Origin of the sequence: Pseudomonas lundensis, from assembly GCF_001042985.1 — a bacterium.
Lineage (GTDB): Bacteria > Pseudomonadota > Gammaproteobacteria > Pseudomonadales > Pseudomonadaceae > Aquipseudomonas > Aquipseudomonas lundensis.
The window spans coordinates 53399-72698 of the sequence record NZ_JYKY01000001.1 but is presented as its reverse complement, the minus strand read 5'-3'; the positions used below and the strand labels follow the sequence as shown (position 1 = coordinate 72698).

The 19300-nt window shown below is 58.4% G+C and carries 18 protein-coding genes and 1 other RNA gene; 4 read left to right on the top strand and 15 right to left on the bottom strand.

Going from position 1 to position 19300, the window contains the following annotated elements:
• Positions 1 to 2: 2 nt before the first annotated feature.
• From TU74_RS00355 to rsmI, 14 genes are all read right to left on the bottom strand, one after another.
• Complete coding sequence (locus TU74_RS00355) at positions 3 to 959, bottom strand: D-alanine--D-alanine ligase (RefSeq protein WP_047278892.1); 957 nt, start codon at positions 957 to 959, stop codon at positions 3 to 5.
• Entirely contained in the window at positions 956 to 2416 is a 1461-nt protein-coding gene (murC, locus tag TU74_RS00350; protein ID WP_047273787.1) for a UDP-N-acetylmuramate--L-alanine ligase, read from the bottom strand. Before murC ends, TU74_RS00355 begins: the two co-directional genes overlap by 4 nt.
• Complete coding sequence (murG, locus tag TU74_RS00345) at positions 2409 to 3479, bottom strand: undecaprenyldiphospho-muramoylpentapeptide beta-N-acetylglucosaminyltransferase (protein ID WP_047278894.1); 1071 nt, start codon at positions 3477 to 3479, stop codon at positions 2409 to 2411. The genes murC and murG overlap by 8 nt, the downstream gene beginning before the upstream one ends.
• Entirely contained in the window at positions 3469 to 4680 is a 1212-nt protein-coding gene (gene ftsW / locus TU74_RS00340) for a putative lipid II flippase FtsW (RefSeq protein ID WP_169838967.1), read from the bottom strand. Before ftsW ends, murG begins: the two co-directional genes overlap by 11 nt.
• On the bottom strand, positions 4680 to 6026 hold the full coding sequence (murD, locus tag TU74_RS00335) for a UDP-N-acetylmuramoyl-L-alanine--D-glutamate ligase (protein ID WP_048374486.1): 1347 nt from the start codon (positions 6024 to 6026) through the stop codon (positions 4680 to 4682). The genes ftsW and murD overlap by 1 nt, the downstream gene beginning before the upstream one ends.
• 5 nt (positions 6027 to 6031) lie before the next feature.
• On the bottom strand, positions 6032 to 7114 hold the full coding sequence (mraY, locus tag TU74_RS00330; protein WP_047273782.1) for a phospho-N-acetylmuramoyl-pentapeptide-transferase: 1083 nt from the start codon (positions 7112 to 7114) through the stop codon (positions 6032 to 6034).
• Complete coding sequence (locus TU74_RS00325) at positions 7114 to 8481, bottom strand: UDP-N-acetylmuramoyl-tripeptide--D-alanyl-D-alanine ligase (RefSeq protein WP_048374484.1); 1368 nt, start codon at positions 8479 to 8481, stop codon at positions 7114 to 7116. Before TU74_RS00325 ends, mraY begins: the two co-directional genes overlap by 1 nt.
• Positions 8474 to 9937, bottom strand: a complete 1464-nt coding sequence (locus TU74_RS00320; protein ID WP_048374482.1) for a UDP-N-acetylmuramoyl-L-alanyl-D-glutamate--2,6-diaminopimelate ligase — start codon at positions 9935 to 9937, stop codon at positions 8474 to 8476. Before TU74_RS00320 ends, TU74_RS00325 begins: the two co-directional genes overlap by 8 nt.
• Positions 9937 to 11679 carry a peptidoglycan D,D-transpeptidase FtsI family protein gene (locus TU74_RS00315; RefSeq protein WP_048374480.1) on the bottom strand — a complete coding sequence of 581 codons (1743 nt, stop codon included), beginning with the start codon at positions 11677 to 11679 and terminating at the stop codon, positions 9937 to 9939. The genes TU74_RS00320 and TU74_RS00315 overlap by 1 nt, the downstream gene beginning before the upstream one ends.
• The gene (gene ftsL / locus TU74_RS00310) at positions 11676 to 11969 is read right to left on the bottom strand and encodes a cell division protein FtsL (protein WP_019823808.1); all 294 of its coding nucleotides are present in this window, start codon (positions 11967 to 11969) and stop codon (positions 11676 to 11678) included. Before ftsL ends, TU74_RS00315 begins: the two co-directional genes overlap by 4 nt.
• The gene (gene rsmH / locus TU74_RS00305) at positions 11966 to 12913 is read right to left on the bottom strand and encodes a 16S rRNA (cytosine(1402)-N(4))-methyltransferase RsmH (RefSeq protein WP_048374478.1); all 948 of its coding nucleotides are present in this window, start codon (positions 12911 to 12913) and stop codon (positions 11966 to 11968) included. The genes ftsL and rsmH overlap by 4 nt, the downstream gene beginning before the upstream one ends.
• On the bottom strand, positions 12910 to 13365 hold the full coding sequence (gene mraZ, locus TU74_RS00300; RefSeq protein WP_047273774.1) for a division/cell wall cluster transcriptional repressor MraZ: 456 nt from the start codon (positions 13363 to 13365) through the stop codon (positions 12910 to 12912). The genes rsmH and mraZ overlap by 4 nt, the downstream gene beginning before the upstream one ends.
• Before the next feature lie 355 nt (positions 13366 to 13720).
• Positions 13721 to 14074, bottom strand: an RNA gene (rnpB, locus tag TU74_RS23030) — RNase P RNA component class A.
• Positions 14075 to 14214: 140 nt separating this feature from the next.
• Positions 14215 to 15087, bottom strand: coding sequence for a 16S rRNA (cytidine(1402)-2'-O)-methyltransferase (gene rsmI / locus TU74_RS00295; protein WP_047273773.1), 873 nt, complete (start codon positions 15085 to 15087; stop codon positions 14215 to 14217).
• A 218-nt stretch (positions 15088 to 15305) separates the two neighbouring features.
• Between rsmI and TU74_RS00290 the strand changes: the two genes are divergently transcribed.
• The 4 genes from TU74_RS00290 to TU74_RS00275 all read left to right on the top strand — a co-directional run bounded on the left by TU74_RS00290 (position 15306) and on the right by TU74_RS00275 (position 18750).
• Positions 15306 to 17078: a penicillin-binding protein activator gene (locus TU74_RS00290; protein WP_048374476.1), complete on the top strand. Its 1773-nt coding sequence runs from the start codon at positions 15306 to 15308 to the stop codon at positions 17076 to 17078.
• Positions 17078 to 17440, top strand: coding sequence for a YraN family protein (locus tag TU74_RS00285; RefSeq protein WP_047273771.1), 363 nt, complete (start codon positions 17078 to 17080; stop codon positions 17438 to 17440). The genes TU74_RS00290 and TU74_RS00285 overlap by 1 nt, the downstream gene beginning before the upstream one ends.
• A gap of 138 nt (positions 17441 to 17578) precedes the next feature.
• Positions 17579 to 18172 (top strand): phosphoheptose isomerase, encoded by a 594-nt coding sequence (locus TU74_RS00280; RefSeq protein ID WP_047273770.1) that lies wholly within the window; start codon positions 17579 to 17581, stop codon positions 18170 to 18172.
• Positions 18169 to 18750: a BON domain-containing protein gene (locus TU74_RS00275; protein ID WP_047273769.1), complete on the top strand. Its 582-nt coding sequence runs from the start codon at positions 18169 to 18171 to the stop codon at positions 18748 to 18750. Before TU74_RS00280 ends, TU74_RS00275 begins: the two co-directional genes overlap by 4 nt.
• Before the next feature lie 120 nt (positions 18751 to 18870).
• On the opposite strand, the gene TU74_RS00270 is transcribed toward TU74_RS00275, so the two are convergent.
• Positions 18871 to 19284 carry a ClpXP protease specificity-enhancing factor gene (locus TU74_RS00270; protein WP_048374473.1) on the bottom strand — a complete coding sequence of 138 codons (414 nt, stop codon included), beginning with the start codon at positions 19282 to 19284 and terminating at the stop codon, positions 18871 to 18873.
• Positions 19285 to 19300 lie beyond the last annotated feature (16 nt).

Genomic DNA, 19300 nt, shown 5'->3' with positions numbered 1-19300 from the left:
ACTTAACCTCGCCGCTCTACACTGGCTGCCAAAATCGACAGCACCAACTGTTGAAAATCGAGACCGGCAGCCTTGGCCGCCATCGGCACCAGGCTGTGATCGGTCATGCCCGGCGCGGTGTTGACTTCCAGCAGCCAGAACTGGCCATCGGCGTCCTGCATGACATCCAGACGGCCCCAACCGGCAATACCGATCGCCTCACAGGCTTTTGCCGTGAGGTCCATGAGCTCTTGCTCCTTGGCGCTATCGAGACCGCATGGCACGCGATACTGGGTATCGTTGGCCACGTATTTGGCGTCGTAGTCGTAGAACGTATGCGGGGTGCCCAGGGCAATCGGAGGCAACACCTGGTCACGCAGGGTGGCGATGGTGAACTCAGGACCCGAGATCCATTGTTCAACCAACACTTGCGAATCGTACTTGCTGGCGTCGGCCCATGCGCTGATCAACTCGTCAACGCTGTTCACTTTGGCCATACCGATACTTGAACCTTCATGGGCCGGTTTGACGATCAAAGGGAAGCACAGTTCCTTCGCCGCAGAAATACAATCGGCTTCAGTGCTCAATACGGCATGGCGCGGGGTCGGAATACCCAGGCTGTGCCACACCTGTTTGGTGCGCAACTTGTCCATTGCCAAGGCTGACGCCAGGATGCCGCTGCCGGTGTAAGGAATGCCAAGGCATTCCAGCAGGCCCTGCATGCTGCCGTCTTCACCGCCACGGCCGTGCAGAATGATGAACGCACGGTCAATTTTTTCGCGGGTGATACGGGTGATGAAGTCATCGCCCACATCAATGCCGAACGCATCCACGCCGGCGCTTTGCAGTGCATTCAAGACCGCATTGCCAGACTTGAGCGACACTTCACGCTCAGCGCTTTTGCCGCCGAACAGCACCGCTACGCGGCCGAAGTCTGCGGGGGCAATGGTCGAAAACAGGTTGGCGTAGGCTGCAGTCATTTCAACTTTCCTTCGCTGGCTGCCACGGTAGCACCGGCAAACAACGGACTTTTAATGAGTTGCGGCGCCAGACGACCGATATCACCAGCCCCCTGACACAGCAGGATGTCGCCCGCACGCAACAGCGGCTTGACGATCGGCGCCAGCTCAACGCCGCGCTCAATGTAGATCGGGTCCAACTGGCCGCGTTGGCGGATGCTGTGGCACAACTGGCGGCTGTCAGCACCCGGGATCGGTTCTTCGCCCGCCGGGTAGACTTCCATCAGCAACAGCACGTTGGCATCGGCCAGCACCTGCACAAAGTCGTCATACAGATCGCGGGTGCGACTGAAACGGTGCGGCTGGTAGACCATCACCAGACGACGCTCAGGCCAGCCACCCCGTACGGCTTTGATCACGGCGGCGACTTCAGTCGGGTGGTGGCCATAGTCGTCAACCAGCATCACGCTGCCGCCGTCGACTGGCAGCTCGCCATACACTTGGAAGCGACGGCCCACACCCTGGAAGCCCGACAGACCTTGAACGATGGCGTCATCGCTGATGCCTTCATCGCTGGCAATGCAGATGGTCGCCAACGCATTGAGCACGTTGTGGTTGCCCGGCATGTTGACCGACACATCCAGCGGCTCACGGTCAGGGCGCAGCACGGTGAAGAATGTTTGCATGCCTTGCTGGCGTACATTGATTGCACGCACGTCAGCGTTTTCGCTGAAGCCATAGGTCACGGTCGGACGCTTGACCAGCGGCAGGATTTCACGCACCACCGGATCGTCCAGGCACAGCACGGCCAGGCCATAGAACGGCAAGTTGTGCAGGAATTCGACGAAGGTTTTCTTCAGTTTGTTGAAGTCGCCTTCATAGGTCGCCATGTGGTCAGCGTCGATGTTAGTGACCACAGCTACCAGCGGTTGCAGATGCAGGAAGCTGGCATCGCTCTCGTCAGCTTCGGCAATCAGGTAACGGCTGGTGCCCAGTTGTGCATTGGTGCCTGCTGCATTCAGCCGACCACCAATCACAAATGTCGGGTCCAATCCACCGGCGGCAAACACAGAGGCCAACAGGCTGGTGGTGGTGGTTTTGCCGTGCGTACCGGCCACGGCAATCCCGTGACGATAGCGCATCAGTTCAGCCAGCATCTCGGCACGCGGCACGACCGGAATGCGACGCTCAAGCGCGCTGGCCACTTCCGGGTTCGAGGTATTGACGGCACTCGACACCACCAACACATCGGCGTTGGCGGCGTTTTCGGCGCGGTGGCCGATATAAATGTGCGCACCGAACGACTCAAGGCGTTCGGTGACAGGCGATGCATTCAGGTCAGAGCCCGACACCTGATAACCCAGGTTCAGCAACACTTCAGCGATCCCGCACATGCCCACGCCGCCGATACCGACAAAGTGGATGCGACGGATACGGCGCATTTCCGGTTGTGGCATGGCTTTTTGATTCTCAACCATTGGCCACCTCCAGGCAGATATCGACAACGTTGCGGGTCGCATCAGGTTTGGCCAAGCGGCGAGCATTGGTCGCCATGCTGTTCAGTCGTTCCGGTTGCATCAAAACCTCTGTCAGGCGTGCAGCCAGATCGGCTGCGCCAGTCGTCGCTTGTGGCATCAGGAAAGCCGCGCCTTCCCGGGCCAAAAAGTCGGCATTACGGCTCTGATGGTCGTCAATCGCGTGGGGCAAAGGCACCAACAGCGAAGGCAGACCGGCCGCAGCCAGTTCACTGACGGTCAGCGCGCCTGCGCGACAAACCACCAGGTCGGCCCAGCCATAAGCGTGGGCCATGTCTTTAATGAAAGGCTGTACTTGAGCCTCAACGCCAACCGCGGTGTAGCGCTCGGCGGTAATCTGGTCGTGTTGCTTGCCGGCCTGATGAAACACTTCAGGACGCACCTCGGCCGGCACTTGGGCCAGCGCTTCAGGCAGCAACTTGTTCAGCGGCTCGGCCCCAAGGCTACCGCCCAACACCAGCAAACGTGCCTTGCGACCGTGCAAAGGCGTGCGTGGCGCCAGAGAAAACAGTTCGGCGCGCACCGGGTTGCCGGTGGTGCGGCGTTTGTCTGAGGGCTCAAAGGTCTCCGGGAAGGCTTCGAGCACGCGCTGCGTCATCGGCAATAGCAGGCGGTTAGCGGTGCCGGCCACGGCGTTTTGCTCATGGATGATCACCGGAACGCCACAGGTTTTGGCGGCTAAACCGCCGGGGCCAGTCACGTACCCGCCAAAACCCAGCACGCACACGGGCTTGAGCTGACGAATGATTGCGCGCGCCTGCATCAACGCCTTGAGCAATACGAAGGGCGCCTTGAGCAACGACAGTTTGCTCTTGCCCCGCAGGCCGGTGACGTTGATCCGGTGCAAGGTGAAACCGGCGGGTTCAACCAGTTCGTTTTCGATACCGCGCGGTGTACCAAGCCAGTGCACGGTGTAACCACGGGCTTCAAATTCGCGCGCACAGGCCAAAGCCGGGAACACGTGTCCGCCGGTGCCGCCTGCCATGATCAGCACATTAGCGCCCATGGTTCGGCTCCTCTGCGAAATCGCTTTCTTTAAACTCGGTGTCTTCACTGCCCAAGTGGGTACGACTCTCCCACTCAATGCGCAGCAACAACCCCATGCACACGCAGCAAATCACCAACGAACTGCCGCCATAACTGAGGAACGGTAGAGTCAGCCCTTTGGTAGGCAGCAAGCCCACGTTCACCCCGATGTTGATCAGGAATTGACCGATCCACAGGAAGGACAAGCCGTACGCCATGTAGGCCGCGAAATATTGCTTGGCGCGCTCGGCCCACATTCCGATGTACATCCCGCGCACACAGACAAACACGAACAGGGCCACGGTGAGGAGCGAACCCACCACGCCCAGCTCTTCGGCCAGCACGGAGAACACGAAGTCGGTATGGGCTTCGGGCAGGTAGAACTGTTTCTGAACGCTGTTGCCCAGACCGACGCCGAACCACTCCCCACGACCAAACGCGATCAGCGCCTGAGTTAACTGATAGCCCGAACCGAACTGGTCAGACCAGGGGTCGGTAAAGGTGATCAAACGTGCCATCCGGTAGGGTTGCGCCTGAACCAGCACAAACACCGCACCTACCGCGAGTGCCACCATCAGGGCAAAGCGGAAAAGCCCAACCCCGCCCAGAAACAACATGGCAGCCGCCGCCCCCATCATCACGACAGTGGCGCCGAAGTCGGGCTCCATCAGCAACAGGCCCGCCATGGGCAGCAACACGATGAACGGTTTGAAAAAGCCCATCCAGCTTTCGCGGACTTCTTTCTGGCGGCGCACCAGGTAACCGGCCAGGTAAATCACCACGAAGACCTTGGCAATTTCAGACGGCTGAACGTTGAAAAAACTGAACCCGATCCAGCGCATCGAGCCGTTGACCTCACGCCCAATGCCGGGCAACAGCACCATGACCAACAGGCCAAATGCTCCGACCAACAACATCCAGCCCCACCGCTGCCAAGTCGCAATCGGGACCATCATCGTCAGGATGCAGGCGCCCAGACCAATCACAATGTAAAACAGGTGGCGAATCATGTGGTAGAGCGTGTTGCCCGATTGCAACGCGGCCACTTCGGACGATGCCGAGGTGATCATCACCAGACCCAGGCCCAGCAAGGCCAGGCAACCGGCGAGCAGCGGGAAGTCGAGGTCAATGCCACGGCCCGTGATCAGCGGTGAAGGATAGGGTTTGAGGACGCCGAAGATCATGCCAGGGCCCCCACTGCACGGGCGAACAACTGGCCGCGCTCTTCGTAGTTTTTGAACATGTCGAAACTGGCGCAGGCGGGCGATAGCAAGACAGCATCACCGGGCTGGGCCAGCGCGCGGCATTGGGCAATGGCCTCATCCAGCGAAGCGGCGCGTACTTGAGGCACAGCATCGCCCAGTGCGTCGGCAATCAGGTCGGCATCCCGGCCGATCAGTACCACGGCACGGCAGTGACGCGTCACGGAATCACGCAGACCGCTAAAATCGGCGCCTTTGCCGTCCCCCCCGGCGATCAGGACGAGCTTGCCGTCCATGTCCATGCCCAGACCGTCGATGGCGGCCAATGCCGCGCCTACGTTGGTCGCTTTGGAATCGTTGTAGTAACTCACGCCGTCCAGCTCGCGAACCCACTGGCAGCGATGCTCAAGGCCGGTGAAAGTGCGCAAGCTCGACAGCATCGCGTCGAACGGCAACCCCACCGCATGGCCCAGCGCCAGAGCAGCCAGGGCGTTGGCCTGATTGTGGGCACCGCGCACTTTCAGCTCACGCACGGGCATGAGGTTTTGAAATTCAAAGGCGAGGTATTTTTCGCCGTTTTCTTCACGCAAGCCGAACGCTTTGAAATCCGGTGCGCCAAGACCGAATGTCCAGCACGGCAGGCCGTCACTCATCAGTGGGCGGGTCAGCGCGTCCTGACGATTGACCACCACTTGGCGGGCCCCCCGGAAGATCCGGTGCTTGGCCAAGTGATACGCGGGCAAGCCACTGTAACGGTCCATGTGGTCTTCGCTGACGTTGAGCACGGTGGCCACTTCAGCGCCCAACTGATGGGTGGTTTCAAGCTGGAAGCTCGACAGTTCCATCACGTACAACTCAACGTCGTCGCTGAGCAGGTCGAGTGCGGGCATGCCGAGGTTGCCCCCGACCGCCACACGCTTGCCTGCCGCCACTGCCATCTCGCCAACCAGTGTCGTTACGGTGCTCTTGGCGTTGGAACCGCTGATTGCAACGATGGGCGCTTTCGCGTTACGCGCGAACAGGTCAATGTCACCCGACAGCTTCACGCCGCGGGCAGCCGCTGCTTGCAAAGCCGGGGTAGCCAGCGCCAGGCCCGGGCTTACATACAGCTCGTCGGCACGGCACAGAAACTCGACATCCAGCTCGCCACAACGCACTTCCACTTGCGGGTAGTCACGGCGCAGCGTGGCCAGCTCCGGTGGGTTTTCCCGCGTGTCGGCGACGGCAAACGACACGCCCTGACGCGCCAGGAAGCGCACCAGGGACATGCCGCTCTTGCCGAGGCCGACAACGATGCGGAAGTGGTCAGAAGCGATCAGAGACACAGGTTCTACCTCAGCTTCAATGTGGCAAGGCCGATCAACACAAGAATCACGGTGATGATCCAGAAACGGACGATCACACGCGGCTCGGGCCAGCCCTTGAGTTCAAAGTGGTGATGAATGGGCGCCATACGGAACACACGCTTGCCGGTCAGCTTGAAAGACGCGACCTGGATCACCACGGAAAGTGTTTCCATCACGAACACGCCCCCCATGATGAACAGCACGATTTCCTGACGCACGATGACCGCGATGGTGCCCAACGCGGCGCCCAGCGCCAGCGCGCCGACGTCGCCCATGAAGACTTGGGCCGGGTATGTGTTGAACCACAGAAACCCAAGACCGGCGCCGATCAACGCACCGCAGAAGACGATCAATTCGCCGGCACCCGGCACGTAAGGGATCAGCAGGTAGTCGGCAAACTTCACGTTGCCCGACAGGTAGCAGAAGATGCCCAGCGCCCCACCCACCATCACCGTCGGCATGATTGCCAGGCCATCGAGGCCGTCAGTCAGGTTGACTGCGTTGCTTGAGCCCACAATCACGAAGTAGGTCAGCACCACGAAGCCAATGCCCAACGGAATGCTGGCATCTTTGAGGATCGGCAGGATCAGGGTGGTTTCGACCGCGCTCGGTGCTGTCATGTACAGGAAGATCGCGGCGCCCAGGCCGAACACCGATTGCCAGAAATACTTCCAGCGGCTCGGAAGGCCGCGGGAGTTTTTCTCGATCACTTTGCGGTAGTCATCGACCCAGCCGATGGCACCGAACAGCAGGGTGACCAGCATCACCACCCACACATAACGGTTGCTCAGGTCTGCCCACAGCAGGGTGCTGATGGTGATGGCGGACAGAATCAATGCGCCGCCCATGGTGGGGGTGCCGGATTTTGACAAGTGCGATTGCGGACCGTCGTTACGCACAGATTGGCCGATTTGACGGTTTTGCAGGGTGCGGATCATCCACGGCCCGAGGCACAGTGACAAAGACAGCGCGGTCAGTACCCCGAGAATTCCCCGCAGGGACAAGTACTGGAAGACCGCGAAGCCCTTGTAGAACTGTTGCAGATACTCCGCTAGCAGCAGCAGCATTAATGTTTCTCCCCGCTGGAACCGCACAGCGCCGCAACGACGTTTTCCATCGCAGCGCTACGCGAGCCCTTGATCAAAATAGTGGTGTTTGTTTCGTGCTCAGCGCGAAGCGCCTTGATCAGGTCAGCCTGATTGGCGAAGTGACGAGCCTGGTGTCCAAATGCAGCGACGGCATGAGCCATCATCGGCCCCACCGCATAGAGCGCTGAAACCTTGTCGGCGGCATAAGCGCCTACTTCACGATGTCCTTGCTCCGCCCACTCACCCAGCTCGCCAATATCTCCGAGCACCAGGACGGTGCGGCCGGAAAAGGCGGCGAGTATATCAACGGCAGCGCACATTGAGGTGGGGTTTGCGTTGTAAGTGTCATCAATAATTCGTAGCCCGGACGGGGTCAGTTGAGCCACAGCCCGCCCCTTGACCGGTTGCACCGCGTTCAAGCCAGAAACGATGCCAAACAGCGAGACGCCCAGCGCATGAGCCGCCGCCGCTGCGGCCAGGGCATTGGCCACGTTATGACTGCCCAACAGGTTGAGCTGAACGTGTTCCACGCCCGCCGGGCTGTGCAACATGAACCCCGGGCAACCCCGGGCATCACGGGTCAATTGGCTGGCATGAAAATCCGCTTGAACATTGCTCAGAGCGAACGTCAGGACCTTGCGCTCACCGGCCCGGGCCTTCCAGATACCAAATGCCTTGTCATCCAGATTGAGCACAGCAACGCCATCAGCCGCCAGCCCTTCGATGATTTCACCTTTGGCTTCGACGATTTTTTCCGGGCCGCCAAATTCACCGACATGCGCAGTGCCTGCGTTGTTCAGCACCGCCACGTGCGGGCGCGTGAGACCGACGGTGTACGCGATTTCACCCAGACGCGACGCGCCCAGCTCAATCACGGCGGCTGTATGCTCGGGCGCCAGCTCCATGAGGGTCAATGGCACACCGAGGTCGTTATTCAAATTACCTTTGGTTGCCCATACGGGCCCGCGCGTGCGCAGGATGCATGCGAGCATTTCCTTGACCGTGGTTTTGCCGCTGGAACCTGTAATCGCAGCCACCGGCTTGTCATAGCCAGCGCGATTCAGCGCACCCAGTTGGCCCAACGCAACGCGGGTGTCTTTGACGATCAATTGGGGCAAGACCGACTCAGGCACTTCCCGCTCGACCAGCGCGGCAACAGCGCCCTTGGCCGCCACTTCGTTCAAGTAGTCATGCCCGTCAAAACGCGGGCCTGTCAGGGCAATGAACAATTGCCCCTTGGTAATCGCACGGCTGTCGATGCTGACACCCTTAAAGGTTGCATCCGCGTTAAGCAGATGCCCCGCGAGGGCTGTGCTGACTTCGCTCAACAACAAAGGCTTAAGCATGGTCGGCCTCCCAGGCGAGCAAGGCACTTTCGGCTTCGACCAGATCGGAGAAAGCATGGCGTTCGCCGTTGATTTCCTGATAGTCCTCGTGCCCTTTACCCGCCAGGACGATTACGTCATCTGCATTGGCGCGGGCAATGATCTGCGCAATGGCTTTGCCACGCCCGGCAACGAAGGTGACGTTGGAGTCGTCGGCAAAACCGGTGCGGATATCAGCGAAAATCTGCGCAGGGTCTTCAGTGCGCGGGTTGTCGTCGGTGACCAGTACGGTGTCAGCCAAACGCTCCACCACCTCAGCCATCAGCGGGCGCTTACCGCGATCGCGATCACCGCCGCAGCCAAACAGGCACTGCAATTGGCCTTTGGCATGAGGACGCAGGGCCAGCAGAACTTTTTCCAGCGCGTCAGGGGTATGCGCGTAATCAACCACGACCAACGGCTTGGAACCGCCGCCCAAACGCTGCATGCGACCGACCGGACCTTCCAGCTTTGGCAGCACGTTTAAAATTTCATCCAGCGGGTAATCCAGCCCCATCAAGGCACCAATGGCGGCCAATACGTTGCTCAGGTTAAAACGACCGAGCAACGCACTGCGCAGCAGGTGCTCACCTTGAGCCGTTCTCACCGTGGCACGCACGCCGTCATCGTCAAACGTTGCGTCGAAACAATACAAAGAGGCACTGCTGTCTTCGAGGCTATAGCTGATCAGGCGGGAGTCGTGCTGTTCAGCGGCAAGCTCGCGACCAAACGCATCATCCAGATTCAGTACCCGGCAGCGCAGGGTAGACCATGCAAACAGCCGGGCCTTGGCCTGCGCATATGCCTGCATCGTGCCGTGGTAGTCCAGATGATCGCGCGACAGGTTAGTGAGGACTGCCACATCAAATGCCAATGCACTGACCCGCCCCTGATCCAGACCATGGGAGGAGACTTCCATTGCCACCGCTTTCGCACCGGCTTTTTTCAGGTCCGCCAGCATGGCCTGCACGGCAATCGGATCGGGCGTGGTGTGGCGTCCGCTCTGCAGCGCGCCATAAAAGCCGGTGCCTAACGTGCCGACGATGCCGCAGTGCTGGCCTAACAAATCAAGCGCTTGCGCCACCAGTTGAGTAACGCTGGTTTTACCATTGGTGCCAGTGACACCCACCAGATTGAGGTGATGGCTCGGCTCGCCATAAAAGCGCCCGGCGATGTCCGACAACTGCGCAGCAAGGCCTTTGACCGGAATTAAAGGCACGGAGGTGATGGGCAGTACGGAAGCGCCATCCACTTCATAAGCAACAGCGGCCGCGCCTCGGCTCAAGGCATCAGCGATGTGTTCGCGACCATCGAGCTTGCCGCCCGGCACGGCAAGGAACAGGTCGCCCGCACGCACGTTACGGCTATCAAGGGTCAACTCGCGGATCAACAAATCGTGACCGGCGTGCGGAAAAATTTTGTTCAGGCTCAAGGACATTAGCCGCGCCCTCCTTTGGCTGCCGCAGCGGCCGCCGCTGCTTGTTGCTCTGCCGCAGTCGGCAGGTTATCGGGCGTGACGTTCATCAGGCGCAGGGTGCCGGACATAACCTTGCTGAATACCGGCGCCGATACCAGACCACCGAAGTAACCGGCTTTGCTCGGCTCGTCGATCACCACCACGATGGCGTAACGCGGGTCGTTCATTGGGCCGAAGCCTGCAAACAACGAGCGATAGGAGTTCACGGCGTAGCCTTTGACGCCGCCAGACGAAGTCTTGCGCGCCGTCCCTGATTTGCCGCCCACATGGTAAGCCGGCACTTTGGCACGCCACACACCACGGGGGTTTTCGATCACTTCCTGCAGCATGCCCTGCACTGTTTTTGCAACTTGTTCGGGCATCACTTGGGTGGACTGAACCGGTTTGTCGGTTTTAAGCAGTGTCAGGGGCGCCAGTTTGCCGTTGTTGGCCAGTGCCGAGAACGCATGCACCAGCTGAATCGCTGTCACCGACACACCGTAGCCATAAGACAGCGTGGCGGTTTCGGCTTTGCGCCATTCGCGGTAGTTCGGCAGGTTGCCTACACGCTCGCCGGGAAAGCCGAGCCCGGTGTCTTGCCCCAGGCCCATTTTCGCCATCTGACGGAAAATCGCCTCACCGCCGATATCGAACGCGACTTTACTCATGCCCACGTTACTGGAGTTGATCAGGATGCCCGTCAGGTCGAGAATCGGCCCTTCGGTACGCGATACGTCACGAATGGTGTATTTGCCGAGCTGCAACGTACCGGGATAAACCTCAACCTTGTCGGTCGGTTTCCAGCGACCGGTTTCCAACGCAGCACTCATGGAAATCGGCTTCACCGTCGAACCCGGCTCGAACACGTCGATCATGGCGCGGTTACGCATCATTGCCGGTTGCAGGTTGCGACGATTGTTCGGGTTGTACGTAGGCTGATTGACCATGGCCAGAATCTCGCCGGTTTTTACGTCCATGATCACAAGGCTGCCTGCCTTGGCACCGTTTTCGACCAGCGCGTTGCGCAGCTCCCGGTTAGCCAGGTATTGGAGGCGCAGGTCAATCGACAACGCCAAGGTCTTCCCTGCCTTGGCGTTTTTGGTCACTTGCACGTCTTTGATCAGTCGCCCGCGTCGGTCCTTGATGACCTGACGCTTGCCCGCAACGCCCGCCAGCCACTCGTCGTAAGCCAGTTCAACGCCTTCCCGGCCTTTATCGTCGATATCTGTAAAGCCGACCATGTGGGCTGTCACTTCACCCGCCGGGTAGAAACGACGGAACTCTTCAATGCCATAAACACCTGGCACCTTCAGGTCGAGAACGGCCTGGCCCTGCTCCGGGGTCAAGCCGCGCACCAGGTAGATAAATTCTTTGTTGGCTTGCTGCTCAAGACGCGCCGTCAGGACCTTTGGATCCTGGCCCAGCGCTTGGGCCAGAGCCGGCCAGCGATCTTTGGCAACCTGCATTTCCTTGGCGTTGGCCCACAAGGTGGTTACAGGTGTACTGACCGCCAACGGCTCGCCATTGCGGTCGGTAATCAGGCCACGGTGAGCAGGAATCGGAATATGGCGAACGCTGCGCGCGTCGCCCTGACCTTTAAGGAAGTCATGGTCGATCACTTGCAGGTAGATGATCTGGCAAGCGATCGCGCCTACCAGCAGTGCCAGCAAAGCCAGCACCAAGCGAAAACGCCACGGGAAGAGTGCGCCTTCGAGTTTGATCATGGCGCCACCATCCGAACTTCTGCTGCGCCAGGAATGCGCATCTTCAGCTGTTCGCTGGCCAGGGTTTCAATACGGCTGTGGGCCGTCCACGTACTTTGCTCAAGGATCAGGCGGCCCCATTCGGCCTGCGCTTTATCACGCACACTCAATTCGCCGTACAGGGTGTTGAGCAGTTGCCGGTTCCAGTGCGCGCTGTATGAAACGCCGACAGCCGAAACCAGCACGCCAATAAACAACAGCAGCATGAAGAAGCTTCCGCCGGGAAGTGGCTTGGCAAAGAGCTTGTTCAACGAAGCTTCTCCGCAACGCGCATGACAGCACTGCGTGAGCGCGGGTTGGCTTTTAGCTCTGCATCGGAGGCCGTCAGGGCCTTGCCATGAATTTTGATTTTAGGAACAAAAGCAACGTGCTGAATGGGCAGGTCGCGAGGCAGGTTGTCTGACTCGCCCTTAACCAGCTTGCGCATGAACTGCTTGACGATGCGGTCTTCCAGGGAGTGGAAACTGATGACGACCAGACGGCCGCCGATTTCCAGCGATTCCAAAGCGGCCTCAAGGCCCGCTTCCAGATCACCCAGTTCGTTATTGACGTGAATGCGCAAGCCCTGGAACGTGCGGGTTGCCGGGTTCTTGCCCTTTTCCCACGCAGGGTTAGCCACTTTCAGGACTTCAGCAAGATCAGCCGTGCGCTCGAACGGCTTGCTTTCACGCCGATCGACCACTGCACCCGCCATACGCCAGGCGTGACGCTCTTCGCCATATTCTTTGAAAACGCGGGCTATTTCTTCACGGGTCGCCGTGTTCACGAATTCGGCAGCGCTTACACCTTGCGAAGGGTCCATACGCATATCCAGCGGACCGTCGTTCATGAAGCTGAAACCACGCTGCGGGTCATCGAGTTGAGGCGAGGACACACCCAAATCCAGCAAAACGCCGCTGACTTTGCCAGCCAGCCCACGCTCAGCCACCTCAGCGCCCATCTCGGCAAAGCTGCGCTGCACAATGACAAAGCGGCCGTCTTCGGCCGCCAGCGCTTGCCCTGTGGCAATCGCTTGTGGATCTTTATCAAACCCGAGCAGGCGTCCCTGCGGACCGAGCTTCTGGAGTATCAAACGGCTATGTCCGCCGCGACCGAAGGTGCCATCCAGATAGCATCCATCAGGACGTACGGCGAGAACCTCTACGGCTTCGTCGAGCAGTACGGTGATGTGGTTGAAGCCGCTATCTATAGTCACAGAATTAAATCACGCAGTTCGTCAGGCATCGCGCCCGGTTGTTGAATAGCTGCAAGGTCAGCGGCAGAAACAGCTTCCCAGGCATCCTCGTCCCACAGTTGAAACTTGTTCAGCTGGCCCACCAACATCGCGCGTTTTTCCAACTTGGCATATTCACGCAAGCGCGGCGGCACCAGAAAACGACCACTGCCATCGAGCTCAAGGTCGACGGCATTACCAATCAGCAAGCGTTGCAGCCGGCGGTTCTCTTCACGCAACGAAGGCAATGCCCGCAGCTTGGTTTCTATCAATTCCCACTCATCGAGCGGGTACACACATAAGCAGGGATCTACCGCATCAATGGTCACAATCAGCTGCCCGGAGCTACGCGAAATCAACTCGTCACGGTACCGGCTCGGCATTGCGAGACGGCCCTTTGCATCGAGACTGATTGCATTGGCTCCACGAAACACGGCTGCGTTTCTCCAAATATTAGCGTTTTACGTCTAGAAAACCCACTTTATGCCACTTTTCGCCACTTGCGCACACTATAGGAATGCGCCCACCACACCGTCAAGGCGCGACCCGAAGGAAAACCCTTACAGAACTGAGATTTAGGTGGGTAAATAGACGTACAGCAGCAAGGCGAAGGAATATTTGACGAGTGATAGCCAATGAACTCAAAGCTCTGGACTTCAAACTTAAAGTAGTTTGTTAAGACTAAGAACTTTTTGTCATTACTTCGTGAAATTATCGTGTGTTTGAAGCGAGGGGGTTAGAGCGGGTCTTGAATATTGCCAACTGCTCGCAGTGCAAGCAGGAAAAAAGGTGGAGAGTCGATCTGTAAGCCGGGTTCTGTCGTGAACAGTCATTCGTCTACGATGGCCATCACTGGACATCTTTAGCAACCTACCCGGTTCCAGCGCGGGCCACGCCTTGGAACCCTATTTGGTCTTGCTCCAAGTGGGGTTTACCTAGCCACGAACTGTTGCCAGACGTGCGGTGCGCTCTTACCGCACCTTTTCACCCTTACCGGCGCCGAAGCGCTTAGGCGGTTATTTTCTGTGGCACTTTCCGTAGGCTCACGCCTCCCAGGCATTACCTGGCACTTCGCCCTATGGAGCCCGGACTTTCCTCCCCCCCCTAATTTTCATAGAAGGCAGCGACTGTCCAATCGACTCTCCGCCGCGAAGATTAACGGCACAAAGCGTATAGGACAAGCTTTAAAAGCCGTAAAAGGCGCACAGCCGCCGATCAGAAAACGGCGCGCGCGCCGGCAGAACATCAAAAACACGCTATGGCCGACCGAACACACCGGGCTTTCAATTCACTTTTTGCTTCTCAAGTGCCACTTGATAGAGCACGTTCTTGCGCTCACCGGTAATTTCAGCGGCCAACGCTGCCGCACGTTTGAGGGGCATTTCCTTGAGCAAGAGATCAAGAATACGCATGGCTTCGCTGCTGATTGCCTCTTCGCTTTCAGGGGCGGTCCAACCAGCCACCAACACGACACACTCTCCGCGCTGCTGATTGCTGTCACTTTCGACGAACTCACGCAGCTCAGCCAATGGCAAACCCTTGAGCGTCTCGAAGGTCTTGGTCAGTTCACGGGCCAATAACGCCGGACGATCCGGACCAAACACCAGTTCCATATCTTGCAGACACTCAAGAATGCGATGTGGCGCTTCATAAAAAATCAAGGTCCGCGGTTCTTCTTTAAGCCGTTCAAGTCGCGTCCGACGGCCAACCGCCTTGGCAGGCAGGAAGCCTTCGAAGATGAAGCGATCAGAAGGCAGCCCGGCAGCCGATAAAGCCGCAATCAGGGCGCAGGCTCCTGGCACGGGGACGACAGGAATGCCTGCAGCACGCGCCTGGCGAACGAGGTGATAGCCCGGATCAGAAATCAACGGCGTTCCGGCATCCGAGATCAGCGCGACGTCTTCGCCTGCCAGCAACCGCTGAATGAAGCGACTACCTTCATCGCGCTCGTTGTGTTCGTGACACGCACCCAGCGGCGTCGAAATACCGAAATGCTGCATCAGACGTAGCGAATGGCGCGTGTCTTCCGCTGCAATAAGCGAGACATCACGCAATACTTTGAGCGCCCGCGCACTGATATCGTCCAGGTTACCGATGGGCGTGGCCACCACATAAAGTGAGCCAACAACGGAATTCACAACACCTGGAGCAGTCAAAACGCACACCTCAAAAGAGTTAAAGGCGCCATTGTAGCGCGTAGAGCCTTGCTCGCAGCACCTTTGAGGCATGACAGAAAAGACATATACGGAAAAGATTGTCCGCCACAGACGCCTGAAGTCATCTAAATTTAGGCTTTATGGTCTGTAACATCGCACCCCGGCCAGCGCTTGGGTACACTTCGCCCCCTTATTTGATCGAGTATCAGGAACACTACATGATCGCTTGCCTGCGGCTGTTCACTGCCCTCTGCCTCGCTGCCCTGTTGGCGGCTTGTGCCAGCTCGCCCTCCTCTAGCCTTGGCGAACTTCCACGCACGCCTGATGCCAGCCTTGAGCAGTTGCTCCAGCAGGCAGCGCAGAGCCAGAACCCGGAACAGGCTGCGCTGCTGAGACTGTCTGCTGCCGACCTGGCTTATAAACAGCATAACTTTGATCGAGCCCAGCAGATCCTGGCACAGGTTACGCTGGAGCAACTCAAACCTGCCCAGCAAGTATTTGCCAGCACGCTGTCTGCCGAGCTGGCCATGAGCCGCAAACAAACCAAAGAAGCGCTGGTCGCCCTGAGCCATCCAAGCGTCGCGCGACTCAATGAAATGCCTGCCGATTTGCAGGTACGCAGCCACACCGTCCACGCTCGCGCACTGGAAGAGGACGGCCAGACACTGGCAGCAGCTCGCGAACGCGCGGCAATGAGCCAACTGCTGACCGGTGATGCCGCCAACAGCAACAACGATGCAATTTGGTCACTGGTGGCAGCACTGCCCGCCGATCAGTTGCAACCCCAAAGCAACGACGTGCTGGGCGGCTGGATGTCACTTGCCCTCGCCGTTAAAAGCGCAGGCACACTGGCAGACCAGCAAAACGCAATCGATCAATGGCGCGCTCAAAACCCGGCGCACCCTGCAGCCATCCAACTTCCGACCCCGCTGGTCAAGCTCAAAGAACTGGCCAACCAACCCTTGAGCAAAATCGCCCTGCTGTTGCCTCAGGAAGGGCAACTGGCTTCGGTAAGCAAGGCATTGCGCGACGGTTTCGTGGCAGCCCACTACCAGGCCCAGCAAGCCGGTCAGAACCCGCCCGAGATTCTGTTCTATGACAGCTCGCGCATTGGCTCACTCGACAGTTTCTACAGCAAAGCCCAGGCTGACGGCGTTCAACTGGTCGTCGGCCCGCTGGAGAAGCCACTGGTCAAACAACTGAGTGCGCGTTCACAACTTCCTATTACCACCCTCGCACTCAATTACAGCGAGGCGTCGCAAACACCACCGCAACTCTTCCAATTCGGCCTGGCCGCTGAAGATGAGGCCCGTGAGGTTGCACGTCGCGCCCGAGCAGACGGCCTGACACGCGCAGGCGCCATGGTGCCGCAAGGTGAGTGGGGCAACCGCGTACTCAAAGCTTTCCGTCAAGAATGGGAAGCCAATGGCGGCACCATCGTTGGAGTCGAGCACATCGACAAGCCTGTCGCACTGGCCCAGCAAGTGGCTGACCTGGTGCAACTGCGCAAAAGCGGCAACTCAAGCGATCCTTCCCGCCGTCAGGACATGGAATTCATTTTCCTGGCCGCGACCCCGCAACAGGCACAGCAGATCAAACCTACGCTCAACTACCAATATGCAGGTGACCTGCCTGTGTACGCCACGTCTCACGTCTTCAGCGCCAGTGGCGATCAGAACCAATACAACGACATGAATGGCATCCGCTTTTGCGAAACACCTTGGCTGCTAAACCCGTCCAACCCTTTGCGTCAGCAAGTAGCTGCCCAATGGCCACAAGCAGGCGGCAGCCTGGGACGTCTGTATGCAATGGGCGTTGACGCCTATCGCCTGACACCCAGCCTGGGTCAGTTGAAAGCACTACCAGACAGCCGCATTGACGGCCTGTCAGGCAGTCTGAGCATGAGCCAGAGCCAACGGATCGAACGCCAGCTGCCTTGGGCTGAATTCGTCAATGGCCAGGTTCAAAATCTGCCAGACACTCAACACTGATGCCCCAGCGCTCACGCCAACAAACAGGCAAAGATGCCGAGCGCCTGGCGCAACGGCATCTTGAGCAGCACGGATTACGCTTGCTGGCACACAATTGGCTATGCAAGCGCGGGGAGCTGGATCTGGTCATGCTCGACGGCGATACAGTAGTATTCGTCGAAGTTCGTTACCGGCAACATGCGCAGTGGGGCGGAGCCTTGGCCAGCATCGATGCGCGCAAGCGACAAAAGTTGATTCTGGCCGCTCAAACCTTTTTGCAGCAAGAATCCCGGTGGGCCAATAACCCTTGCAGGTTTGACGTTATTGCCATCGACAGCTCGACACCCGACATGAACTGGCTACGCAACGCCTTCGACAGCTGAAGGGCTGGCGGGCCGATTCAAAAACCCTTTATTCAACGATTTTGCTTTGCTTGGCAGGCTGTACATTTTTTGTACCGGGAAGTCACTCAGGAATACCTGGATCACGCCCGAACTGCCGCCCTACTTAAGGTCACATAGATGGACATGCAATCCCGGATTCGCCTGCTTTTTCAGGCCAGTATCGATACCAAGCAGCAGGCAATGGAAGTGCTTGCACCGCACATCGAACAAGCCAGCCAGGTGATGGTTAATGCCCTGCTAAACGAAGGCAAAATGCTGTCATGCGGCAATGGTGGTTCGGCGGGCGATGCTCAGCACTTCTCATCCGAACTGCTTAACCGTTTCGAGCGCGAACGTCCGAGCCTGCCCGCCATCGCATTGACGACTGACAGCTCGACCCTCACCTCAATCGCCAATGACTACAGCTTCAACGAGATTTTCTCCAAGCAGATACGCGCCTTGGGCCAACCGGGTGACGTACTGCTGGCAATCTCCACAAGCGGCAACTCGGCCAACATCATTCAGGCCATTCAGGCCGCGCACGACCGTGAAATGACGGTCGTGGCCCTGACCGGTCGTGATGGCGGCGGCATGGCCTCGCTGTTGCTGCCCGAAGACGTTGAGATCCGCGTGCCCTCTCTGGTCACCGCACGCATCCAAGAAGTCCACCTGCTGGCGATCCACTGCTTGTGCGATCTGATCGACAGCCAACTGTTCGGGAGTGAAGAATGACTTTTAATCGCCTTGGCTTAGTAGCCCTGACCTTATGCCTGGGTTTGACTGCCGGCTGCAGCTCGGTGCTGACGGCGACCCGCGACAAACCTATTGAAGATGATCGCGGCACGCGCACCTTCGGCAGCAAGATCGACGATTCATTGATCGAAACCAAAGTGGCGGTGAATATCGCGAAAGCCAATCCTGACCTGGATAATGGCTCACACATCGTTGTCACCAGCTACAACGGCATCGTTCTGCTGGCCGGGCAAACACCGCGCGCCGATCTCAAGGCACAAGCCGAACAGGCAGCCGCCGCTGTTCAGCGCGTTAAAAAGGTCAACAACGAACTGCAGGTCATGGCCCCCTCTTCGATCCTGGCCCGCAATAACGACGCCTGGCTAACGACCAAGATCAAATCGCAAATGCTGACTGATGGCGCGATCCCGGGCTCCAGAATCAAAGTCGTCACCGAAAATGGCATTGTTTACCTGCTGGGCCTGGTAACCAAACAGGAAGCCACCCGCGCGACAAACCTGGTTCAAGGCGTATCCGGCGTGCAAAAAATCGTCAAACTGTTTGAATACATCGACTGAACCAACCCGAACGCTGGTGCCGAGCCACAAAGCAGATGACGGATCGGCACACGTTCGACAGACAAGACCCTGAAAAACAACACGCACAAAAAAGGCGACCTCGTGAGGTCGCCTTTTTTATTACTTCACCACTTTCAGACTTGGCCGACCGCTAGGACGTGGAGGCTCGCTGCCCGGAGGCGGCAAATCATCATCCGGTTCGATCTCATCATCAGCCTCAAGAGCTTCTTCCAGATCAAACACCATGCCTTGGCCATTCTCACGGGCGTAGACCCCCAGAATGGCTGAAATTGGCACGTACAGCGTGTGAGGCACACCCCCGAACCGCGCTTCGAAACTGACCGCTTCGTTATCCATGTGCAGATTACGCACAGCGGCAGGCGCAACGTTCAACACGATTTGCCCTTCACTGGCAAAACCCTGAGGCACTTGCACCTTCGGGTATTCGGAATTTACCAACATGTGCGGCGTGCAGTCGTTATCAACAATCCACTCGTAGAGCGCACGCACCAGATAAGGTCGACTTGAATTCATCAAGGGCTCCTAAAGC

Excerpts from the sequence above, each read along its gene's own strand:
- TU74_RS00270 (WP_048374473.1), bottom strand. The coding sequence starts at position 19,284 with ATGAATTCAAGTCGACCTTATCTGGTGCGTGCGCTCTACGAGTGGATT.
- mraY (WP_047273782.1), bottom strand. The coding sequence starts at position 7,114 with ATGCTGCTGCTGCTAGCGGAGTATCTGCAACAGTTCTACAAGGGCTTC.
- TU74_RS00280 (WP_047273770.1), top strand. The coding sequence starts at position 17,579 with ATGGACATGCAATCCCGGATTCGCCTGCTTTTTCAGGCCAGTATCGAT.
- TU74_RS00325 (WP_048374484.1), bottom strand. The coding sequence starts at position 8,481 with ATGCTTAAGCCTTTGTTGTTGAGCGAAGTCAGCACAGCCCTCGCGGGG.
- TU74_RS00290 (WP_048374476.1), top strand. The coding sequence starts at position 15,306 with ATGATCGCTTGCCTGCGGCTGTTCACTGCCCTCTGCCTCGCTGCCCTG.
- TU74_RS00275 (WP_047273769.1), top strand. The coding sequence starts at position 18,169 with ATGACTTTTAATCGCCTTGGCTTAGTAGCCCTGACCTTATGCCTGGGT.
- TU74_RS00355 (WP_047278892.1), bottom strand. The coding sequence starts at position 959 with ATGACTGCAGCCTACGCCAACCTGTTTTCGACCATTGCCCCCGCAGAC.
- TU74_RS00320 (WP_048374482.1), bottom strand. The coding sequence starts at position 9,937 with ATGTCCTTGAGCCTGAACAAAATTTTTCCGCACGCCGGTCACGATTTG.
- murC (WP_047273787.1), bottom strand. The coding sequence starts at position 2,416 with ATGGTTGAGAATCAAAAAGCCATGCCACAACCGGAAATGCGCCGTATC.
- murG (WP_047278894.1), bottom strand. The coding sequence starts at position 3,479 with ATGGGCGCTAATGTGCTGATCATGGCAGGCGGCACCGGCGGACACGTG.
- TU74_RS00315 (WP_048374480.1), bottom strand. The coding sequence starts at position 11,679 with ATGATCAAACTCGAAGGCGCACTCTTCCCGTGGCGTTTTCGCTTGGTG.
- TU74_RS00285 (WP_047273771.1), top strand. The coding sequence starts at position 17,078 with ATGCCCCAGCGCTCACGCCAACAAACAGGCAAAGATGCCGAGCGCCTG.